18 protein-coding genes are annotated in these 20,889 nt (G+C 61.4%); 4 read left to right on the top strand and 14 right to left on the bottom strand.

Features of this window, described 5'->3' with window-relative positions; genetic code table 11:
- Window position 1: 1 nt before the first annotated feature.
- From ACA097_RS07690 to ACA097_RS07755, 14 genes are all read right to left on the bottom strand, one after another.
- Window positions 2-1,177: a hypothetical protein gene (locus tag ACA097_RS07690; RefSeq protein ID WP_371369509.1), complete on the bottom strand. Its 1,176-nt coding sequence runs from the start codon at window positions 1,175-1,177 to the stop codon at window positions 2-4.
- A 59-nt stretch (window positions 1,178-1,236) separates the two neighbouring features.
- Window positions 1,237-1,500, bottom strand: a complete 264-nt coding sequence (locus tag ACA097_RS07695) for a PAAR domain-containing protein (protein ID WP_160287200.1) — start codon at window positions 1,498-1,500, stop codon at window positions 1,237-1,239.
- Between the two features lie 118 nt (window positions 1,501-1,618).
- Window positions 1,619-2,077, bottom strand: a complete 459-nt coding sequence (locus tag ACA097_RS07700) for a hypothetical protein (protein ID WP_371369511.1) — start codon at window positions 2,075-2,077, stop codon at window positions 1,619-1,621.
- A gap of 58 nt (window positions 2,078-2,135) precedes the next feature.
- Window positions 2,136-2,645: a hypothetical protein gene (locus ACA097_RS07705; RefSeq protein ID WP_371369513.1), complete on the bottom strand. Its 510-nt coding sequence runs from the start codon at window positions 2,643-2,645 to the stop codon at window positions 2,136-2,138.
- Between the two features lie 5 nt (window positions 2,646-2,650).
- Window positions 2,651-3,583 carry a hypothetical protein gene (locus ACA097_RS07710; protein WP_371369515.1) on the bottom strand — a complete coding sequence of 311 codons (933 nt, stop codon included), beginning with the start codon at window positions 3,581-3,583 and terminating at the stop codon, window positions 2,651-2,653.
- Window positions 3,584-4,023: 440 nt separating this feature from the next.
- Complete coding sequence (locus ACA097_RS07715; protein ID WP_371369517.1) at window positions 4,024-4,620, bottom strand: hypothetical protein; 597 nt, start codon at window positions 4,618-4,620, stop codon at window positions 4,024-4,026.
- Window positions 4,601-7,195: a transglycosylase SLT domain-containing protein gene (locus tag ACA097_RS07720; RefSeq protein ID WP_371369519.1), complete on the bottom strand. Its 2,595-nt coding sequence runs from the start codon at window positions 7,193-7,195 to the stop codon at window positions 4,601-4,603. The genes ACA097_RS07715 and ACA097_RS07720 overlap by 20 nt, the downstream gene beginning before the upstream one ends.
- A 72-nt stretch (window positions 7,196-7,267) precedes the next feature.
- Window positions 7,268-9,640 carry a type VI secretion system Vgr family protein gene (locus ACA097_RS07725; RefSeq protein WP_371369521.1) on the bottom strand — a complete coding sequence of 791 codons (2,373 nt, stop codon included), beginning with the start codon at window positions 9,638-9,640 and terminating at the stop codon, window positions 7,268-7,270.
- Window positions 9,641-9,988: 348 nt separating this feature from the next.
- The gene (glp, locus tag ACA097_RS07730; RefSeq protein ID WP_371369523.1) at window positions 9,989-11,212 is read right to left on the bottom strand and encodes a gephyrin-like molybdotransferase Glp; all 1,224 of its coding nucleotides are present in this window, start codon (window positions 11,210-11,212) and stop codon (window positions 9,989-9,991) included.
- Complete coding sequence (gene moaB, locus ACA097_RS07735; RefSeq protein ID WP_160285892.1) at window positions 11,209-11,778, bottom strand: molybdenum cofactor biosynthesis protein B; 570 nt, start codon at window positions 11,776-11,778, stop codon at window positions 11,209-11,211. The genes glp and moaB overlap by 4 nt, the downstream gene beginning before the upstream one ends.
- A 105-nt stretch (window positions 11,779-11,883) precedes the next feature.
- Window positions 11,884-12,336: a molybdopterin synthase catalytic subunit MoaE gene (gene moaE, locus ACA097_RS07740; protein ID WP_371369526.1), complete on the bottom strand. Its 453-nt coding sequence runs from the start codon at window positions 12,334-12,336 to the stop codon at window positions 11,884-11,886.
- Window positions 12,337-12,340: 4 nt separating this feature from the next.
- Entirely contained in the window at window positions 12,341-12,589 is a 249-nt protein-coding gene (locus tag ACA097_RS07745; protein ID WP_160285891.1) for a MoaD/ThiS family protein, read from the bottom strand.
- Window positions 12,586-13,062, bottom strand: a complete 477-nt coding sequence (gene moaC / locus ACA097_RS07750; protein WP_043249479.1) for a cyclic pyranopterin monophosphate synthase MoaC — start codon at window positions 13,060-13,062, stop codon at window positions 12,586-12,588. The genes ACA097_RS07745 and moaC overlap by 4 nt, the downstream gene beginning before the upstream one ends.
- Window positions 13,063-13,366: 304 nt before the next feature.
- Window positions 13,367-14,758 (bottom strand): PhoH family protein, encoded by a 1,392-nt coding sequence (locus ACA097_RS07755; RefSeq protein WP_043249478.1) that lies wholly within the window; start codon window positions 14,756-14,758, stop codon window positions 13,367-13,369.
- Between the two features lie 409 nt (window positions 14,759-15,167).
- Here ACA097_RS07755 and yaaA point away from each other — a divergent pair, with 409 nt between their 5' ends.
- From yaaA to ACA097_RS07775, 4 genes are all read left to right on the top strand, one after another.
- Window positions 15,168-15,947, top strand: coding sequence for a peroxide stress protein YaaA (gene yaaA / locus ACA097_RS07760; RefSeq protein WP_371369528.1), 780 nt, complete (start codon window positions 15,168-15,170; stop codon window positions 15,945-15,947).
- Between the two features lie 816 nt (window positions 15,948-16,763).
- Entirely contained in the window at window positions 16,764-18,074 is a 1,311-nt protein-coding gene (algD, locus tag ACA097_RS07765; RefSeq protein ID WP_371369530.1) for a GDP-mannose 6-dehydrogenase, read from the top strand.
- A 93-nt stretch (window positions 18,075-18,167) separates the two neighbouring features.
- Complete coding sequence (gene alg8, locus ACA097_RS07770) at window positions 18,168-19,652, top strand: mannuronan synthase (RefSeq protein ID WP_156957986.1); 1,485 nt, start codon at window positions 18,168-18,170, stop codon at window positions 19,650-19,652.
- Between the two features lie 58 nt (window positions 19,653-19,710).
- The gene (locus ACA097_RS07775; RefSeq protein WP_371369532.1) at window positions 19,711-20,880 is read left to right on the top strand and encodes a PilZ domain-containing protein; all 1,170 of its coding nucleotides are present in this window, start codon (window positions 19,711-19,713) and stop codon (window positions 20,878-20,880) included.
- Window positions 20,881-20,889 lie beyond the last annotated feature (9 nt).

Raw genomic sequence — 20,889 nt, forward strand, 5'->3', positions numbered from 1 at the left:
TCTACTCATTCGAAACGGGTTTGAGTGCCGTGCACCAGAGCGCCTTATCGGCCTGGCCAGCACCGCTGAAGATGACTTGCGGCCGCGCGTCGCGCTGAATCGCCTGTGCCGCCGCAGCAATGGCGAACCAGGGCGCGACCTTGCCGGTCCGGCCCAGGGCGCTGTCCAGGTCATACAGGCCCTGCTTGGGCTTGACCGGGATCGCAAGGTTCTTGAGCACGCTGCTCAGGTCGGCATGCCGTTCGCTATCGACACCTGCCAGCCAGACATGCTCGATGGCACTCGCCTCCAGCTGCGCCCAACTCAGGGACTGGCGCGTCGCGTAATCGAGGTCCGCCGTCGAAACGACGTGCTCCTCTTCCGGCCGATGGAGGAACGCCAAAGGCGGAAGACTGTGCTGCGTCAGACGGTTGCCGAACAACAGCCCCACGACCGCTTCGGCCGAGTCCTCGACATCCGCCGGCGCCATCTGGAAGGCAACCACCAGCAGCAAGGCCTTGTCGCGGATGCGCTGATCCAGCCACTGATCCACGACGGTCAGCCCGCTGCCGTCGAGTGAAGTGATCGGCTGGCGAATGCCCGACTCGCCCCAAGCCCATTGCCAGGCACTGAGTAACTCAGCGGCCGGCAGGGCGCCATCGGCTTCCAGCAGCAGGGCCAGCGGTTGCTCCGGCGGCAGCGTGTCCAGCACCTCGGCCAGGTCCGCCAGCACCTGCTTCAGCGTCAGCCCAAGCAACTCCTGGGGCTTCTGCGCGTTGCCGACCGGCAAGCGGCTATGGCGAACCTCGACCTCGCCCTGCCAGGGCTTCTGCGGCTGCAAGGCACTGTCCCTGCCGAACAGGGCTTCCAGCTGGCGGGCCTGACCGTCCGCCGTAGGTGACTCCCGGAAGGCGCTGTACAGGCTTGCCGCCAGCACCTGCTGGGAACGGCGGCCACGAGCGATCCTGCGTGACAGGTCCTCGTAGCGAGCCTCGTCCCAGCCCTCGGCAGCGCCCTCCTCCAGAAGGAAAGCGAAAACACGCAACAGGACCACCCCGCACCAGGCCACCAGCGGAATACCCAACGCCTGCATCCAGAAGCGGCCCGACTGCTGCCCCAAAGCTTCATCCCCCAGCCACAATGTCACGCCCACACCCAGCAACAGGCACAGCACCAACAAGCCCAACCACAGCCACAAGCGCGGTGGCCGCGAGCGTTGCGCCGGCGCGGGCACCCTATCCAGTCGAACCGGCATGATTAGGAACTGCTCACGTCAGGCAAGGACGTCAGCAGCAGGCACCCGCACGCGCAGCGATGGCCATGGAAAGCCACGGGAATACCGTCGTCACAGAAATCGGGATCGCCTTCGGCGATTACCGTCGGTCCATGGAACGGCAACGGGCAAAGCACCGGATCGCCCAGACGCGCAGCCCCAATGCCGTCGAAGATCATCTCCGTGGAACCGGCCAGGACCGTACCGCCGCCGGTGGTTTTGTCGCCAATGCGGATGACTCCTTTCATATCTCTGTTAACTCCAGTTCATAAATAGAAAACTCTCACACTAAAACAGCCAACGAATTCCAAATAACGGGAAACCTCCCGACTCAGATAGAGATGCTCTTCCGAAACACAATAAAAACTAATTCCCTTTTGTCGAAACCAACACCAATCTCTCCCCTAGAAACTCAAAGTACCGGATCCTATTTTTCGCTAGCAGAACCTTTCCAAATCGATCCCTTTCCGAGTTGGCCGCCTTCCCGGAAATCTCGAGAAGCCTACTATCTGGATGGTATTCCGCGTCGTAATAGCCACCATCAGCACTATCCAACTCATATGCATTTGGAAAACCTGCAACTACCCTTCCAGTCATTGCATCGAGAATCTCCCCGCAAATCGCACCTCCACCACAGCCACCCGTAAAAATGATGTAATGCCCCGCGAAATTAACTTTTCTTTTTATGGCACTCCTTCGATACTCGCCCCATATATCGTCACTCTGCGCAGACACATCCAATCCATGATTTGGACCAGCAAAAACACAATCAACCTTGTAATCTTGAAATTTCGGACCAACCTCTTGAGCACTGACATCAGACATGACCGCACACAGTGCAATTGCAACAAACAACTCCCTATAAACCTCCACTCACCGCCCCTCAATCCATATACGCAGTATGACTTCCCACAAATCTTCCGCCCTCAAGAACAAAACAAAGCTCCCGCTCCTTTATTGACTTATAAATCAGAACATCCCCATAGATACATATTTTATTTTCGTTCAACTTAAAATTTATATCTCCATTTTTTCCTGTCTTTCCTTTCACTCCAGATATCGAATCAATAGGGAGCGGGTACACTTCAGCGGTAACACTATCCACAGCAACAACAGAAACCTGGTTATATTCATCTCGCTCAGGAATAGTTATTAGTATGAATTTATTCGCAAAATTCGGAGCCCTATCCTTAAGAGCGCCCCTTATCGCCTCCATATGCCTATCATCACAAAAATCAATCGGACTATACATAAACGAGCACCCGTCCTGGCTTTTGTACCCAATATTCACCTTTGGATTTAGCTCCCTTTGCGCAATGAGATTTTTCTCACCGACAGCGCCCCAGCAAACCTCCATCCCAAACACTGCAAAAACAAGCATTAAATATTTCACAGTCGTCACCCTCCAGATATTTCAAACAAAATTTCCCTCAACATAAGAGTCGACCGCTGATTGGCACTATTTGCTTGTGACTCATGATATGAGAGCCTGCCGTCCGAGATTCTTCCGTCTTTGATTTGACTGCCTGCCGGTGCTGCAATCGACGCCCACTCTTTAGCTGCGGCGAGCTGTGCGCTGTCAACCGACCCTCTACCATTTTTAATGAACCCCCCTAACGAGCCATCTCCAGCTTTATCAATCAAATACTCCCGAAACACTCTCTCTTGAAGCTCTTCATCATAAAATTCATCGCCAGATAGATTTAGCACTGATTTCGCAACCCTAAGCGTCGCTATAATTGTCTGATATTTCCCTGTTGCAAAAAGTCTATCCCTATCTAGACCAGATAGAGTCTCGGTAGCCAATATTTCATTTATGGTTTTCGCTGTAACCGTTCCAACAGGTGGACTTATGAAGGAAAAACCAACTCTGTCACCCGGAACATTCTTGGTTCCGGTGTTATATGACTCATAGCCGCCCTCACCATGTGAAATAATGTCACCAACCCTTCTGATTAACTTATCAAGTGCTCCAATCCCCTTGGCAATCGCAGAGATCAATCCAATCGGATGAAAATTTGGAAATCCTGAAATTACCTCCCCAGTCATTGCATCAAGAATCTCCCCACAAATTGCACCTCCACCACAACCGCCAGTATAAATAATGTAGTGACCGGCAAAGTTCACCTTTCTTTTTATGGCTTCTTTTCGATATTCACCCCACAGAGCACCGCTCTGCGCTGACACAGCCAAATCATGATTTGGACCAGAAAACACACTATCAACCCTGTAGTCCTGGAAGGTTGGCACCAATTCATCGGCATCGGCATTTAACATACATACACACAACGCCAACCCCATTATCACAGCATCGAAAAACTTAACCTCCATTTCTTTTCGACCCCTAAAGCATCTTGATAATTTTTATATATTCCTTCCCTCAGGAACTCGAGACCCAGATCGGAAGATCATGAGCCAAAATTAATTATCCCCTTCGCGAGGAGCAGAGTTTTCGAATGTTTTAGTCAGCCTTCGAATTTCTAACCACCCTTCCACTGAAGAGCCGTCTCTCCTTAGGTACATCACTGAAACGAACCCATTATATTCAGTGTACACTTGAACTTTATTGCCCGAAATCACGAAGGCATCTGTCCTGCACGACAAATCTGGCGCGCTAAAGAAGAATGCGCGCCCCTTCTGAACGATATAGATGGCTCCCGGAGGATCAACTCTCGATTCGGTCTTGTAAGAATTTTCATTTAGCTTACTGCAATAATTATCGGCCCAGCCTTGCGCAGAAAAGAGCAGACAGAAGGCAAGTATGATTCGCTTCATTCCAGCCTCCACGCACTTATAACCCCCTTCAACTTCGCAGCGTATGCGCTATCAGCTGCATACCCTCTAGCTTGTAACTGCTCAGCCCAACAACAAGAGCTCTTGCTGCCAAAATTGATCGCATTGGATTTTTCTTCCTTGTAGACTCCATCCTCTAACGTATAGTTTTTCTCCACCACGACGCCGCCATTTTCAAATGCAATTGTTATGTTTTCTTTGTCATGGCCTGCTCTCGTTCTTAAACTATACCCCCCAGTGCTAAGCAACAGCCTATGCTCAGTTGAGCTACTTTTCGCTAACCAAATTGGTCCAATGTTAGCCCCCCAGCCGCAAGCATTTGATGTTGTGATGAAATAGGTCCTTTCATCATTAGCAGGGACTTCGAATAGCTCTGCGCCAATTACATCGCAATGTAGTGAGTAATAGGGTGAATATGAGTCACTGCTCCTTATTAGCTGAGAAACTGGGGCAGGTAATTTTTTAAGTCGTCGATCCTCAATCGTTAATTCAGCCGCCTCCAAGCCCTGAGTAATTACCAAGGCAATCAGAAGAGAGATCTGTATAAATATTTTTTTAGTACTCAAACATCTCATCGCCAATGCTCCTAATATAGATATCAAATTTAGGCATAACCTCTCTTTCAGAAATCTCTTTCCCACCATACGCAAGGCTTGGACCATCATGGTGCAAGGCATAGATCATGGTGTACATTTCGCGACCGGAGTATCTGGCCTCTGAAGACTTCTTGTTTTCAAGGTAGTGCTGAATTAGAGCATGAGCTCCAATCTCTGCGTCGAAACGCTGCTCATTCGTAAATATTCCGTACGCCTTTGCAGTCCCGTCTACAAATTGTCCAAGTCCAGCTGCTGATGTTGTTCCGGCTGCAGCGTCTGGATTGAATCCAGACTCAACGTGTGTGATTGCCAGAATCATAGCCAAATCGCTTTTGCTAAGGTTCTGTTCAATGACTAAGTCTGCAATAATGTCTATAACTGCGCGCTGGCCATCTTCAGATATGTCTCCATGAACTCTACTATTCCCAGATACTCGTTCGTTGCTGATGTCTATTGGATGCCTATAGTGACTGTATTCCTTTATTTGCTCATCTTTGTATGCCCAGCCTTTTTTGGAATACATTACTGAATAGTTAATTCTTCTAGGGGGCTTAAGGAAGTTTCCAACGCCCCCAATTGGATGAAAATGCCAAACCCGCCCATCCACCGGCAGCCCCACTTTCGCGGCAACTTCATTCCACCAGCACATCTGTTCAATTCGGCTTTTCTCGGAAAACCAATTGGTATGCGGCGTCGACGGGGTGTGGCCGAGAATCTCGTCCAGCTCGTTCCACTTCTGGGGATTCCAGTGCCATTCGTTTTCGCAGTGGATCACCAGGCGGGAAATGGATTGCGCATGGGCGGGTAATTCGAGGGCTTTTTGCAGTTCATCGGCGGTCATCCGGCCGTCGCGATTGCGGTCGATGATCTCGAACAGCCGGCTGCGTACCGGGCCCTGGTCCGACAGGTCGGCCATCTGGCTGTAGCGTTCGCGGGCCTGGTCGTTCAGCCGCTCCATCGTGGTTTGTTGCCGGTAGGCCACGCAGCGCTGGGGCGTGTCGCGGTTGTAGATGACGTCGTAGCCGGGCCATTCCCAGGGGCTCACCCACTGGGCGTCAGCCTCGACCTTTACCCAGCCGGACTGCAGCTGGTTCTGCTCGTCGTGCAGCAGGTTTTCCAGGCGATACCAGGTGCAGGCCTTGCGGCCATCCTTTGCCGGGATGGCGAGCTTGTGTTCGGTTTTGAGGCCGTCGAGCAGGCTTTTCGGCAGGTAGAGTTCGGCGGCGCTGCGTGGGGTGTCGGCGTCGACGATCGGGTAGCGCGCGGCGCTGAGGTCGGCCCGGTCCGGCGCAATTGGCGTGCCCTTGGGCAGCGGCAACCAGGTCTTGCTGCTGGCCGGTAGACGCTTCGCCCACTCGCGGCAGAAGTGGATGAAGCCACCGACGTTCTGGCCGCTGAAGACTTCCAGGTGCAGCTGTTGGGTCGGCTCGTCGGCGAAGCACTTGTGGTACTGGCCCAGGTGGCCGATCAGGGCGCCGGCCTTGATCGGCACCGGTTCGTCGAGCACGACGCAACAGTCCCGCTCTTGCGGTTCCGGCTCGCTCAGCAGCGAGGCGAAATGCACGTATTGGTTGACCCATTCCAGTTTGCGATAGGCGCCTTCGCCGCTAATGCGCACAACTGTGCCCAGAGGCAATTTCATTAGCCGCTGTGCGTGGGTATCGGCACTGACCAGCACGTCGAGGTCATGGGTGGCGCGGTATTCGTTGCCGTTGATGAGCACCAGATGGCCGAAGCGGACATAGCCCTGCAGTGCCCCATCGCTCAATAACTGCCGGGGACCGGCGAGGTTCTCCAGCTTGCGGTAGCTGCCGGTGCCGCTGACGGTCACTTCCGTGCCTCGGGCCAGGCCAGAAACGATCGCGCCACCGTTCGGGCCGATTCGCGTGCGTAACCAGACCAGGCCATCGAGGCCGGGCACATGGTCGTGCTCCGTATTCTTGACCCGCAGGTTCTTGCTGGGGGGCCAGAACGCTGGTCGTTTCAGGCTGGGGTCTAGCTGATAGGCCGACCAATCCTGCAAGTGCATGTACAGGCTGTAGAAGGTCAGGCTGGGCGGGATGTCATCACTACCCGCGATCTTCGGCGCCTGCAGGCGATGCCGCACCAACACGAAGTTCCGGGCAAAGGGTCGTTTCACGAGTTGGCGATTAACGGTGTACTCGTTAGCGGGCGCTTGCGAATCGATGCGATAGGCCACCACCTCGCCGTCGGCCAGGCAACGCACAAAGGACTGGTCGAGGATGCCCGCCGTGCCGGCGTCGAAATGCACGCCCGTATGCCAGATGCCATTGCGCCCCAGCGGGTAATAGCCGCTCTTGGCGTTGGCCAACTCAGTCAGCTGCCGCAGCGGATCGGCCTTGCTGCCGAACGGATGGCTCCACTGCCGTACGGCAGATAGGTGCATGTGCTCGTGGCTGTCGGCCCACTGCTCGCCCGGTAAGGGGGCGTAGATCGGCATCCTGAAGGGCTCGCCTTCGCGTTGTGCGGCACGCGCTGCATTGACGGCGTTGGCCGCGGCGGCGGCCAGTGCGCTGAGGGAGGGGGTAGCCATGACATCTCCTTGTGGAAGGTTGCTACTGGAGCAAGCCGCGCTTGTGACACGTGCTCCATGTCGATTGGAGGCCTAGTCCGAAGCCTCAGTGAAACCTTGTCGCTCCGTTTCGTGCTCGTTCAACTGCGGAACAACTGGCATCGCCATTGATGCGGAAGCGCCGCCCTTGCGGTTCATCCGCGCCTTGACGGTGAAGTCGCCGCTGCCCAGCTCGACCGCTCCAGGTGCCAGGCTGAAATAGCTGCCACCGCCGGTGAGGACGATCTTCTTCTTCGCGGTGATGCGGATTTCATCCTCGGTGCTGATGATCTCCAGCCCCTGGCGGGCCAGCAGTTGCATGGCGTCGTTCTGCGCCTGCAGCGTCACCGGGCCCTGGTTGGCGACAAACTTGAGCCCGAGCTTCTTGGCGAACAAGCCGATGGCCTCCCCGGCGGCAACGGTGAAGCGCTTGAGCACGCTGGTGTCAGCGCTGCCACCGGCGACGGCGATCAGGTTCTGGCCGGCCGCCTGCTGGAGGTTGCGCGGCGTGGCCAGCGCGATACCTGCAGGTGCCGAGGCCAGCAGTCCGGCTTCGCGCAGCTGTTCCAAGGTGTTCTTGAGTGCTTCGGGTTGCGCGTTGTCTACCGGCAGGGCCTGAGCCTGGGAGGCGTCCTGCGCCAGGCCCTTCGCCAATGCCAGGGCTTGCTCCAATTGCTCGATGGCAGCGCGCATGTCGAGCACTTGACCCTGCGCTTTTGGCTGCTCGTCGGCGCTAATGAACAACCCCTTCCCCGCCCGAATGGCGCCATGCCCATCGGTACGCAGTTCGAAGCCAGCCCCACGCGGATTGGGCACCGGGCGCTGGTTGTCGACCAGATGCCCCAGGTTCAGCTGGCTCTTGCCGCTATGCTCGGTACTGAGCTTGACGTGCTCTTTTCCGCGCTCGTCGTCCATGCGCAGCTTGTTGTTCGCCGGCGTGCGTAGGACGTTGCGCTTGTAGTTGTAGAGGTTGACGTGGTCCGGGTTGCGGCTGTCGTGCAGGGCGTGGGCGATGTAGGGCCTATCCGGGTCGCCCTGCTCGAAGGCCACTGCCACTTCGGTGCCGGCGATCAGCGGCAGGTGCAGGCCGTGGGTGTCGCCGGCGTAGGGACGGGCCAGACGCAGCCACATACTTTCTTGGCCGGCCGGCCAGGCGTCGCGGTCGAAGAGGAAATTGACCTTGTAGCGGCCCTCTTTATCGATATGGCCATACGGGTCGTTAGCCTGATTGCTGGTCACGCGGGCGGGGACGGTGCCGGCGATGCGCGGCTTCTTCGGCAACGGCGGGCGGAAGCTGTAGTGGTCGGCGTCGGGGATGGCTTGGAAGCTGACTTCGAAGCTGCTGTCGCGGGCGGCTTTGCAGGTCAGGCTGACGATCAGTGCGCCCTTCTCGAAGGCTTGCGGCGCGCCGCCGTCGATCTTCAGCACCTGGCCCGGCAGTAGCATCGCGCTGCTGCTGGTGCCGGAGAGGCGGGTCTGCTGGTTGAGGTAGCGTTCGTGGGCCAGCCGGGCGTGGAAGAAACTCTCGTCGCTGCTGTGCTCGTGATCGAAGGCGAAGGCATCGCCCGGCTTGGTATAGGGCTCGGCGTAGTGGTAGGCCTCGCCGTAGGTGGTTTTCGCACCGCGGGTGAGGTCGGCCTTGGCGTCGAGATCGGCGTGGGCTTCTCGGGGGTTGTAGCTGCGGGCGAAGACGCCGGCTTCGACCACCTGGTGGCTGGCTTGCAGGTTCCACACGCTGTCGGCGGCGTTGCTCTGCAGCCCGGACTGCGGGCGCAGCGGCAGGCTCGTGCCGCGCTCGTAGTAGCGTGAAGCGTCGTGGACCTCCAACACATCCAGCTTTATGCGCTCATCAAAGCGGATGCAGTACCAGAGGCCATGGGCCGCGCAGATGCGCTGGAGAAATGCGAAATCGCTCTCGGCGTATTGCATGACCTGCTCGCGGTCCGGGTAGCTGCGCGAAAGGTCGAGGTGGAACTCGTAGCCTTGGAATTGGTGACGGCGCAGGACCTGCTCGACGATCTCCGGGATGCTCAGGTTCTGATAGATGCGGTACTGGATACCGCGATCCAGCAGCGCCAGGCGTGGTTGCAGTCGCACCTCGTAGCGGGCTTCGTCGCGTGAGCCGGACAGGCGCTTGAAGGCGGTGATCACGCCATTCAGCGTGCGCAGCGGCAACACCGGCTGGGGGTTGAAGCTGAATTTCGGCGTCGGGTCGGGCGCCGCGTACAGGCTGAAGATGGCGGGCTTACCGAGCATGGCGTCGGCGGCGATATCGCCGGCACTGCTGGTGAACTCGATGCGGTAGCTGAAGGGTTGGCTCAACCCTTCTTCGCCCTCGAAGGCGAGGACGTCGAGAGGGGCCTCGAGATCGCTGACGCTGAGCTTGTGGCGGGAATGGTCGAAAAACGAACGGACTGGATCGAGCACGGGCGGAGCCTCCATTGCGTTGCCGCAGTCGAGGCAGATGTCCGTGGGCTAATCGCGCGCCAGGCTCTACCTCGAGCCTTTCGCGGCAATGGCTTGCCGCGATGGGGGCAGCAGTAAATGCGCCGACCAGTAACAATTCAATTCAGTAATCCTCATTCAGTGTCGTTTCAGACAGGACCTACACGTCACTGGAAATGATTCCTACACACCCCGTACGCACGACGCTGAAGGCATAGCGGTCAAGCATTCGTGGTGCGGTCGTTCAGGCCAGGAGAGCGGCATGCGCTACCATGGAAAAACTCGTGAGCCTGCCGCGACGGACGACCACGAACGGTAGCCCGCCCCACGTCAGGCGAAGAGCTCGGCAAAGGGCAGGAACTCCACTGCCTCGCCCTCCTCCAGTATCCGCCCCGCTTCGACCACCGCCAGGCCGTTGGCCCAGCTCGCGGCGCGCAGCATCGCCGAGCCTTGCTGCGCATGGATGTGCACTTGCCCATCTGCCTCGAGCCGCGCGCGCAGGTACTGCCGGCGCGAGTTGGCTTCGGGCCAGGGGAAGCCCGCCGGCAACGACAGCGCCTGCATTTCGGACTCGGACCGCCCCTGCGCCGCCCAGAGGAACGGACGCGCCAGCACCAACGCGGTGACGAAGGCCGCTGCCGGATTTCCCGGCAAGCCGAGCCAGGGTTTGCCGGCGACACTGCCGAAGGCCAGCGGCTTGCCCGGCTGCATCGCGATCCGCCACAGGTGCAGCTCGCCCAACTCGCGCACCGCCTGTTTCAGGTAGTCGCGCTCGCCGACCGAGACGCCGCCGCTGGTGATCAGCAGGTCCCATTCGGAGGCGGCCAGGCTCAAGGCATCGCGGCTGGCCGCCAGGGTGTCGGCCAGCACGCCATAGTCATGCAGCTCCATGCCCCAGCCACGGATGAGCGCGCCGAGGCTGAAGCGATTGACGTCGTGGATCTGCCCGGCCTCCAGCGCCTCGCCAGGCGCACACAGTTCGTCGCCGCTGCTGAGCAGGCAGACGCGCAGGCGACGGTGAACCGGCACCCGCGCCATCCCGATGCTGGCGAGCAGGCCGATCTCCTGGGCGCGCAGGCGGGTGCCGCGGCGCAGCAGGCAATCGCCCTGGCGCATTTCCTCGCCCCGCCGCCGCACGTGGCTGCCCTGGCGCACGGCCGGCAGCACCACCCACTCGCCATCGAGCTGACAATCTTCCTGGGCAATCACGGTATCCGCGCCTGGCGGCAGGGGCGCGCCGGTGAAGATGCGCAGTGCCTGGCCGGGCTGCAACGGCTTGCGCCGGGACTGGCCGGCCGCCAGGCTGCCGGCCAGCGACAACGCCGTGCGGGGCACGCGGGCGTCCTCGGCGCGCAGGGCATAGCCGTCCATGGCGCTGTTGTCCCAGGCCGGCAGGTCGGCCGGCGCGCGAATGTCTTCTGCCAGCACCCGGCCCATGGCCTGGTCCAGACCGACCGACTCCACCGGGGGAGCCGCCGGCACCCGCGCCAGCAACGCCTCCAGTGCCAGCTCCACCGGCAGCAACCCGCCGCCGGCGCAACCGCAGCCGCTCACGATCGGCTGCCGCAGGCACAGGCGCCGCCGCAGCCTCCGTCAGGCTCCAGCAGGACCTTCAGGTGCGGCACGAAATTGCAGGGGCGCGTGCGGCTGTCGAGCTGCTCCCGGAGTATCCGCTCCCAGGCGGTGCGGCAGGCGCCGGGCGAGCCGGGCAGGCAGCAGACCAGGGTGCCGTTGCTGATGCCGGCGAGCGCCCGCGATTGCAGGGTGGAGGTGCCGATCTCGGCCTGCGAGACCTGGCGGAACAACTCGCCGAAGCCGTCGACCCGCCGCACCAGCAGCGGCTCGACGGCCTGCGGGGTGTTGTCCCGCGCGGTGAAGCCGGTGCCGCCAGTGAGCAGGCAGACCTGGATGGCCGGGTCGGCGATCCAGGTCGAAACCGCGGCGCGGATCTGGAAGATGTCGTCGGCCACCAGGCGCCGCGCAGCCAGCACGTGGCCGGCTGCCTGCAGCGCCTCGGCCAGGGTGCGGCCGGAATCGTCGGTGTCGAGGGTGCGGCTATCGCTGATGGTCAGCACCGCTATCCGCAGGCGCTGGAAGTCCTGCGCGGCCAGGTGGCTCATGGTTGCCTCCGGGGAAGGTTGGGATGCCGCCCAGCCTGCGCCGCCAGACGGCAGCGGCCCATTCCCCGGAAGAGGTAGCCCGCCGATCCAGGCGGGGGATGCCAGTCAGGTCTTCCAGCGCTCGGCGGCGTCCTGGTCGCTGCAGCGGCCTTCGACCCAGCGCGGGCCTTCGCTGGTGTCTTCCTTCTTCCAGAAGGGCGCGCGGGTCTTGAGGTAATCCATGATGAAGTTGCAGGCGTCGAACGCCGCCTGGCGGTGGGCGCTGGCGGTGCCGACGAAAACGATCGGCTGGCCCGGCTCCAGGCGGCCGATGCGGTGCAGGATCTCGATGCGCAGCAGCGGCCAGCGCTGCTCGGCCTCGGCGGCGATCTTCTCCAGGGCCTTCTCGGTCATGCCTGGATAATGTTCGAGGAACATGCCGCCGACTTCGCGGCCTTCGTTGAAGTCACGCACGTAGCCGACGAAGCCGACCACTGCGCCGACGCCGACATTCGCCGCATGCACGGCATTGAGTTCCACGCCCGGATCGAAAGGCGCTTCCTGCACGCGGATCGCCATGGGCTCAGCCTCCGGTCACGGTGGGGAAGAAGGCCACTTCGTCGCCGTCGGCGAGGGCTTCTTCGAGGGAGCAGAGTTCCTGGTTGCGGGCGCACATCAGGTTCTGTTCGGCCAGCACCTGCCAGACGCCGCCACGTTCGAGCAGGCGCGAACGCAGGTCGTCGAGGCGGGCGAAGGCTGGGTCCCAGGCGAGTTGTTCGCCGTCCAGGCCGAGGGCTTCGCGGTAACGGGCGAAGTACTGCACGCGGATCATTGCGCGTCCTCCGCGCGGTAGTGGCCGCTCTTGCCGCCGAGCTTCTCCAGCAGGCGCACGTTCTCGATGGTCATGCCTTTGTCCACGGCCTTGCACATGTCGTAGATGGTCAGCGCGGCAACGCTGGCGGCGGTCAGTGCTTCCATCTCCACGCCGGTCTGCCCGGCCAGCTTGCAACGCGCCTCGATGCGCACGGTGTCTTCGCCTTCCGCGCTCAGCTCGACCTTCACGCTGGTGAGCAGCAACGGGTGGCACAGCGGAATGAGTTCGTGGGTCTTCTTCGCCGCCTGGATGCCGGCGATGCGCGCCACGGCGAAGACGTCGCCCTTGGGATGGCCGCCGTCCTGGATCAGGCGCAGGGTTTCCGGGCGCATGCGCACCCGCGCTTCGGCCACGGCCTCACGGGAGGTCACCGCCTTGTCGGTGACGTCGACCATGTTGGCGCGGCCCTGGGAATCGAGATGGGTGAGCAAGGAAGGTCTCCGGGAAAAACGGGCGATGCGGACAAGTGTACGCCCCGGACGGCTCACCGGGTGTTCGCCGGACGGCGTGTCGGGGGGATCGATTGTATACAAAAAGAGGTACGACGGGAGGGCCGGGTGTAGGGCTGGGTGAACCGAAACCACCCGGTTCGGACGCGGAGTTGGCGATGCGCAAGGTGAGGCGGCGTACAACCGCGAACGGTTGTACGCCCTACGCTCGCCATTGAAAACGGCGCCCCGGTGGGCGCCGTTTCGGTTGGTACGAGGCCCACCTCTCGCGAGGCGGGCCGCCGGCTCACATATGCGCTTCGGCGTACTCCGCCAGCACCGAGCGCGGCACCCCTTGCAGGGTGATGTGCACGCCGTGGGGGAAGTCCTTGAAGCGTTCGGTCAGGTAGGTGAGGCCGGAACTGGTGGCCGACAGGTAGGGGGTGTCGATCTGTGCCAGGTTGCCCAGGCAGATCACCTTCGAGCCGTTACCCGCGCGGGTGATGATGGTCTTCATCTGGTGGGGGGTGAGGTTCTGGCACTCGTCGATGAGGATCAGGCTCTGCTGGAAGCTGCGACCGCGGATGTAGTTCAGCGATTTGAACTGCAGCGGCACCTTGCTGAGGATGTAGTCGACGCTGCCGTGGGTGCATTCGTCGTCCGAATGCAGGGCCTCCAGGTTGTCGGTGATGGCGCCCAGCCAGGGCTCCATCTTCTCGGCCTCGGTGCCCGGCAGGAAGCCGATGTCCTCGTCCAGGCCCTGCACGCTGCGCGTGGCGATGATGCGCCGGTAGCGCTTGGTGACCATGGTCTGCTCGATGGCCGCGGCCAGCGCCAGGATGGTCTTGCCCGAGCCGGCGGCGCCGGACAGGTTGACCAGGTGGATGTCCGGGTCGAGCAGCGCGTAGAGCGCCAGCGACTGGTACACGTCGCGCGGGCGCAGGCCCCAGGCTTCCTGGTGCAGCAGCGGCTCCTGGTGCAGGTCGAGGATCAGCAGTTCGTCCTGCTGGATGCCCTTGATCCAGCCGACGAAGCCCTGCTCGTCGACGATGAACTCATTGATGTGCACCGCCGGCAGGTTGTCGGTGAGTTGCACCCGATGCCAGGTGCGGCCGTGGTCCTGGCGGGTCTCGACCTTGCTCACGCGGTCCCAGAACGAGCCCGAGAGCGAGTGGTAGCCACGCGAGAGCAGGGCCACGTCGTCGATCAGCTGGTCGGTGTGGTAGTCCTCCGACGACACACCGCAGGCTCGCGCCTTCAGGCGCATGTTGATGTCCTTGGTCACCAACACGACGCGCCGGCTGCTGTAGCGGCTCTGCAGCTCGACCAGCTGGTTGATGATCTTGTTGTCGTTCAGGTGTTCCGGGAGCCAGGTGATGGGCTCTGCGCGCTTGCTCATGAGGATCGACAAGGTGCCGCAGGGGCCGGCCTTGCCGCGCTGGATCGGCACGCCTTCCTCCACTTGCTCGGGCGAGGCTTCGCCGAGTACCTGGTCGATCAGGCGGATGGCCTGGCGACATTCGGCGGCGACGGAGTGCTTGCCGGTTTTCAGCTTGTCGAGTTCCTCCAGCACCGTCATCGGAATGCCGACGTGGTGTTCCTGGAAGTTCAGCAGGGCGTTTGGATCGTGGATCAGAACGTTGGTGTCGAGGACGTAGAAGATCGGCTGGGAATTGCTGGAACGTCCGTGGTCATCCATACGCGGGTCACCTCATCCGGGGGAGTTACGACGGAATGCCTTTACAGCGCTCCGCCGTGCGGTGAGCCACCGACTCTCGAAGCCTGGGCTCGAGAGTGTTGCAAGCAAGGGACGGGCCGGGGCCGCCACCTGTCTGCAGGGTTCGGCGGTCTACGCCTTCAGAAATACAGGAAAAAAGATGACGATAAAAAGTCTTTTTCCTTCTCAATGGGGAAATTTTCGTCGTACGACGAAATACCTTGGAAAGGTGCGCGCACAGGACTAGTTTTATCAGTCCAGTCATCGACTTATTCACCTGCAGCAATTCCCTCCCCGCGTATCCCCTGATCGATTTTTCCAATCGTCTCCATCGCTGGAGCCCGCCCGGGCAAGTCCCTACAATCGCCCGACGCTTCGAGGAGACCGCACGATGCTGATGGTGATTTCCCCCGCCAAGACCCTGGATTACGAGACCGCGCCGGTCACCGACCGCCACACCCTGCCGCTGCACCTGGATGATGCACAGGAGCTGATCGGCGTGCTGCGCGAGCTGACCCCGGCACAGATCGGCAGCCTGATGAGCCTGTCCGACAAGCTCGCCGGCCTGAACGCCGCGCGCTACGCCAGCTGGCACCCCGACTTCAAGCCGAGCAACGCCAAGCAGGCGCTGCTGGCCTTCAAGGGCGACGTCTATACGGGCCTGGCCGCCGAGGACTTCGGCGATGCCGACTTCGACTTCGCCCAGCGCCACCTGCGCATGCTCTCCGGCCTCTATGGCGTGCTGCGCCCGCTCGACCTGATGCAGCCGTACCGCCTGGAAATGGGCACCCGCCTGGCCAACGCGCGCGGCGCCAATCTCTACGAGTTCTGGGGCGAGCGCATCAGCGGCTGGCTGAATGAAGACCTCGCCGAGCAGGGCGATGCCGTGCTGCTCAACCTGGCCTCCACCGAGTACTTCGGCGCGGTGAAGCGCAAGGCGCTGGACGCGCGCATCATCGACACCGAGTTCAAGGACCTGAAGAACGGCCAGTACAAGATCATCAGCTTCTACGCCAAGAAGGCCCGCGGCCTGATGGCGCGCTACGTGATCAAGGAGCGCCTGACCAACCCGGAAGGCCTGAAGGACTTCACCTACGCCGGCTACCGCTTTGCCGCCGAGGAGTCTTCGGTCGACCGCCTGGTGTTCCTGCGCGACCAGCCCGACGCCTGATAGCCCCCTGCGCTGGCGGCCGCCCGGTCGCCAGCCATCCCTCTCCTGCCACTTGCGGGCTCCCAATTGCCCCTGCCACTCTTCCGCCTCGCTACCGTTCGTCGGTAACCGCGTAGTTTCGTGACATTTTTTTCCACGCCGGCAGCCCTTCCGAACGGCTAAAAAACCGCCACTTTTGCCATCGCAGTTGTAATCCATTCGCCATTAAAAGCATCCGGCCATTACATGCAATTCACGATTGCAAGTTGCACGGAACCTCTTGAATCAAGCTGAACAGAAGCTGAACGAAGTGTAAATCGGCCGAAACAGGGCGGAACTTTTCCAACTTCCTGCATTTTGCACGAGCGCCAGAAGCGACATTTTTATTTCACGCTGATAGCAAATTCTCGCCAATTGATGGCCATTGGATATTCACTTCGCCGCATAACTTCGGATCGGTGACAGGAACTATCCAACAGCCTCGAACATCCTACCTCCGCAACGCCCATTCCGACTTAGTTGCACCCATACAGGTAAAACGAACGCATCGAACTCTGTTCGAAGGCCTCGCTCATCCTGAATAAATTCAAAAGCTTACGTATTTAAGCAGAGCACTAGAAAGACTTGCCGCTTATCCAGATGCACATTTCAAGAGCACTCTTGAAATCACTCTGAAACATTAAAGTGCAAGTCGCGGAACTCTGCCCAAATTGAGTGCAAGAACTTTCAGATCACTCATGGACTGCCTGGACGGGGCGCCTCGAAATGCCCCGCAGCAAAAGGGAATTGGCCACACGGCCAACTTTTAACCGCTCGACAAAAGCAGAGGTGAATACGATGCGTATCAGCATCTTTGGTCTTGGCTACGTTGGCGCAGTATGCGCCGGTTGCCTGTCCGCCCGTGGTCACGACGTGATCGGCGTGGACGTTTCCACCACCAAGATCGACCTGATCAACCGCGGCAAGTCGCCCATCGTCGAACCGGGGCTGGAGTCCCTGCTCGAGAAGGGTATCCGGACCTCGCGGCTGTCGGGCACCACCGACTTCAAGCAGGCCGTGCTGGACAGCGACGTCTCGTTCATCTGCGTCGGCACCCCGAGCAAGAAGAACGGCGACCTGGACCTGGGCTACATCGAGAGCGTCTGCCGCGAAATCGGCTACGCCATCCGCGAGAAGGCCGAGCGCCACACCGTGGTGGTGCGCAGCACCGTGCTGCCGGGCACCGTGCAGAACGTGGTGATCCCGATCATCGAGGACTGCTCGGGCAAGAAGGCCGGGGTCGACTTCGGCGTCGGCACCAACCCCGAGTTCCTCCGCGAGAGCACCGCGATCAAGGACTACGACTTCCCGCCCATGACCGTGATCGGCGAGTTGGACGCGCAGACCGGGGACCTGCTGGAAGAGATCTACCGCGAGCTGGACGCGCCGATCATCCGCAAGACCATCGAGGTCGCCGAGATGATCAAGTACACCTGCAACGTCTGGCATGCGGCCAAGGTCACCTTCGCCAACGAGATCGGCAACATCGCCAAGGCGGTCGGCGTCGACGGTCGCGAGGTGATGGACGTGATCTGCCAGGACAACAAGCTCAACCTGTCGCGCTACTACATGAAGCCCGGCTTCGCCTTCGGCGGCTCCTGCCTGCCCAAGGACGTGCGCGCCCTCACCTACCGCGCCAGCCAGCTGGACGTCGAGCACCCGATGCTCGGTTCGATCATGCGCAGCAACGCGCACCAGGTGCAGAAGGCCTTCGACATCATCACCAGCCACGGCAGCCGCAAGGTCGGCCTGCTCGGCCTGTCGTTCAAGTCCGGCACCGACGACCTGCGCGAGAGCCCGCTGGTGGAGCTGGCCGAGATGCTGATCGGCAAGGGCTACGAGCTGCAGATCTTCGACCGCAACGTCGAGTACGCCCGCGTGCATGGGGCGAACAAGGAGTACATCGAGTCGAAGATCCCCCACGTCTCCTCGCTGCTGGTCTCCGACCTCGACGAGGTGGTGCGCACCTCCGACCTGCTGGTGCTGGGCAACGGCGACGAGCTGTTCGTCGACGTGGTCAAGCAGGCGCCGCAGGGCAAGAAGGTGATCGACCTGATCGGCTTCATGCCGAGCGTCACCGACGAGCGCGCCGAAGGCATCTGCTGGTAAGCGCCACGCCCCTGTAGGAGCGCGCCACGCGCGCGATTCGCGGGCATGGCCCGCTCCTACGGGGGACTCCCCGCCCGACGACTGACGGACCACATCATGGACGCATACAAACGAGCCCTCGGCGAAGCCAGCGGCTGGCTGCTGTTCCTTTGCCTGCTGATGGGCCTGGCGCTGCTGGTGCCGCCGACGGTCTTCGACCCGAATGCCCGCGACTTCCTGCTGATCATCGGTGCGGTCGGCATCTGGCGCTATTCCATGGGCGGCCTGCATTTCCTGCGCGGCATGCTCTTCCTGCACCTGGTCTACCCGTACTACAAGCGCCGCCTGCGCAAGCTGGGCAGCGCGGCCGATCCGTCGCACGTGTACCTGATGGTCACCAGCTTCCGCATCGACGCCCTGACCACTTCGATGGTCTATCGCTCGGTGATCGAAGAAGCCATCGCCTGCGAGCTGCCCACCACCGTCGTCTGCTCCATCGTCGAGCTGTCCGACGAGGTGCTGATCAAGCAGCAGTGGCAGAAGCTCAACCCGCCGGCGCGGGTAAAGCTGGACTTCGTGCGCATCCCCGGCACCGGCAAGCGCGACGGCCTGGCCCACGGCTTCCGCGCCATCTCCCGGCACATGCCGGATGACGAATCGGTGGTCGCGGTGATCGACGGCGACACCGTGCTCGAACCCGGCGTGGTCAAGGCCACGGTGCCCTGGTTCAAGCTGTTCGCCAACGTCGGCGGCCTCACCACCAACGAATTCTGCGAAGTGCAGGGCGGCTACATCATGAGCCAGTGGCACAAGCTGCGCTTCGCCCAGCGGCACATCAACATGTGCTCCATGGCCCTGTCCAAGCGCGTGCTGACCATGACCGGGCGCATGTCGGTATTCCGCGCCAGCGTGGTCACCGACCCGGCCTTCATCGCCGACGTCGAGAGCGACCACCTGGACCACTGGCGCCTGGGCCGCTTCCAGTTCCTCACCGGCGACGACAAGTCCAGCTGGTACAGCCTGATGCGCCTGGGCTACGACACCTTCTACGTGCCGGACGCGGCGATCAACACGGTCGAACACCCGCCGGAGAAGAGCTTCATCAAGGCCAGCCGCAAGCTGATGTTCCGCTGGTACGGCAACAACCTGCGGCAGAACTCCCGCGCCCTCGCCCTCGGCCCGCGGCGCCTGGGCTGGTTCACCAGCGTGGTGCTGTTCGACCAGCGCCTGTCGATGTGGACCTGCCTGCTCGGCCTGGTCGCGGCCATCATCGCCAGCCTCAAGTACAGCATCACCTACCTGCTGGTGTACCTGCTGTGGATCGGCATCACCCGCCTGGTGCTGACCCTGCTGCTGTCGCTGTCGGGCCACCCGATCGGCCCGGCCTACCCGCTGATTCTCTATTACAACCAGATCGTCGGCGCCCTGGTGAAGATCTACGTGTTCTTCCGCCTCGACCAGCAGTCGTGGACGCGCCAGAGCACCAAGCTCGACCGTGGTTTGAACCGCTACCAGCGCCTGTTCAACACCTGGTCCTCGCGTGCCATGACCTTCTCTGCCGCCAGCGTCTTCGTCGCCGTACTCCTGACCATCGTTTGAGCTACCGCCCCTCGGCCCGTGGCCGGATCGACCCTTTGCGAACATAGGACCCGACCTCATGAATACCGCCGTCAACGTCAACGTCGTGCACGAATCCGAAGCCCAGCGCCAGCATGCGCGGGTCAAGCTGCCCGCGCGCATCCGCTACATCGGCGCCAACCGCGAGGGTGTCGACGCGCGCCTGCTCGACCTCTCCGCCGGCGGCTTCGCCTTCACCGCCAGCGCCGCGCCTATCCAGGCCGGCGACATCCACAAGGGCAAGCTGCTGTTCCAGATCGACAGCATCACCTTCGCCATCGAAGTGGAGTTCCAGGTGCGTTCCTTCGACAGCGAGAGCCGCCGCGCCGGTTGCGAGTTCCAGAACCTCAAGCCGCGCGAAGTGGCCGCCCTGCGCTACCTGATCACCGCCTTCCTCGCCGGCGAAGTGATCAGCGTCGGCGACATGCTCAACACCCTGCAGCGCGAGAACTTCACCAAGGCCCGCAAGCACGGCGCCGGCGGCAGCGGCATGGGCTTCTTCGGCCGGGTCCGCGCGGTCACCTTCAGCACCGCGATCTTCGTGGTCGGTGTCGGGGCCTTCGCCTTCATCCTCAACCAGATCTACAACCTGTACTTCGTCACCCACGCCGACTCCGGCGTGGTCAACATCGCCAGCCAGCAGATCACCATGCCCCGCGAAGGCACCGTGGACAGCCTGGTGCAGCCCAACGCCGAAGTGGCCAAGGGCGCGCCCATCGCGACCTTCTCCACCAGCCTGCTGGACCTGCTCAAGGGCAACCTGTCCGACGAGCAGCTCAACCCGGGCAACATCGAGAAGCTCTTCGGCCACCAGCTCAAGGGCACCCTGACCAGCCCCTGCGATTGCCGCGTGGTCGAGCAGCGCGTCGCCAACGGCCAGTACGCCAACAAGGGCGACGTGATCTTCACCCTCGCCCCGCGCGAAGCCTCGGCGACCGTCGAGGCGCGCTTCGCCTACCGCAATGCGTCCGAACTCTCGCCGGGCACCCTGGTGCACTTCCAGGTCGCCGGCGACAGCGAGGTACGCAGCGGCCGCATCCTGCGCACCGCGCCGGTGGACGGCGACCTGGCCAGCGAGATCCGCGCGCAGATCCAGCCCGAGCAGCCGCTGGACAGCCAGCTCGCCGGTCGCCCGGCGGAAGTCAGCATCGGCGGCCTGCCCGGCCGCACCCTGTTGAACAAGGCCATGGCCCTGGCCACCGCGCGCTGAGGAATCGCC

The organism is Pseudomonas sp. QL9 (assembly GCF_041409665.1).
GTDB classification, from domain to species: domain Bacteria; phylum Pseudomonadota; class Gammaproteobacteria; order Pseudomonadales; family Pseudomonadaceae; genus Pseudomonas; species Pseudomonas knackmussii.

Excerpts from the sequence above, each read along its gene's own strand:
- ACA097_RS07745 (WP_160285891.1), bottom strand. The coding sequence starts at position 12,589 with ATGATCCGCGTGCAGTACTTCGCCCGTTACCGCGAAGCCCTCGGCCTG.
- ACA097_RS07775 (WP_371369532.1), top strand. The coding sequence starts at position 19,711 with ATGAATACCGCCGTCAACGTCAACGTCGTGCACGAATCCGAAGCCCAG.
- ACA097_RS07710 (WP_371369515.1), bottom strand. The coding sequence starts at position 3,583 with ATGGAGGTTAAGTTTTTCGATGCTGTGATAATGGGGTTGGCGTTGTGT.
- ACA097_RS07700 (WP_371369511.1), bottom strand. The coding sequence starts at position 2,077 with ATGTCTGATGTCAGTGCTCAAGAGGTTGGTCCGAAATTTCAAGATTAC.
- moaE (WP_371369526.1), bottom strand. The coding sequence starts at position 12,336 with ATGGCGATCCGCGTGCAGGAAGCGCCTTTCGATCCGGGCGTGGAACTC.
- ACA097_RS07695 (WP_160287200.1), bottom strand. The coding sequence starts at position 1,500 with ATGAAAGGAGTCATCCGCATTGGCGACAAAACCACCGGCGGCGGTACG.
- moaB (WP_160285892.1), bottom strand. The coding sequence starts at position 11,778 with ATGAGCCACCTGGCCGCGCAGGACTTCCAGCGCCTGCGGATAGCGGTG.
- yaaA (WP_371369528.1), top strand. The coding sequence starts at position 15,168 with ATGCTGATGGTGATTTCCCCCGCCAAGACCCTGGATTACGAGACCGCG.
- ACA097_RS07755 (WP_043249478.1), bottom strand. The coding sequence starts at position 14,758 with ATGGATGACCACGGACGTTCCAGCAATTCCCAGCCGATCTTCTACGTC.
- algD (WP_371369530.1), top strand. The coding sequence starts at position 16,764 with ATGCGTATCAGCATCTTTGGTCTTGGCTACGTTGGCGCAGTATGCGCC.
- ACA097_RS07715 (WP_371369517.1), bottom strand. The coding sequence starts at position 4,620 with ATGAGATGTTTGAGTACTAAAAAAATATTTATACAGATCTCTCTTCTG.
- ACA097_RS07720 (WP_371369519.1), bottom strand. The coding sequence starts at position 7,195 with ATGGCTACCCCCTCCCTCAGCGCACTGGCCGCCGCCGCGGCCAACGCC.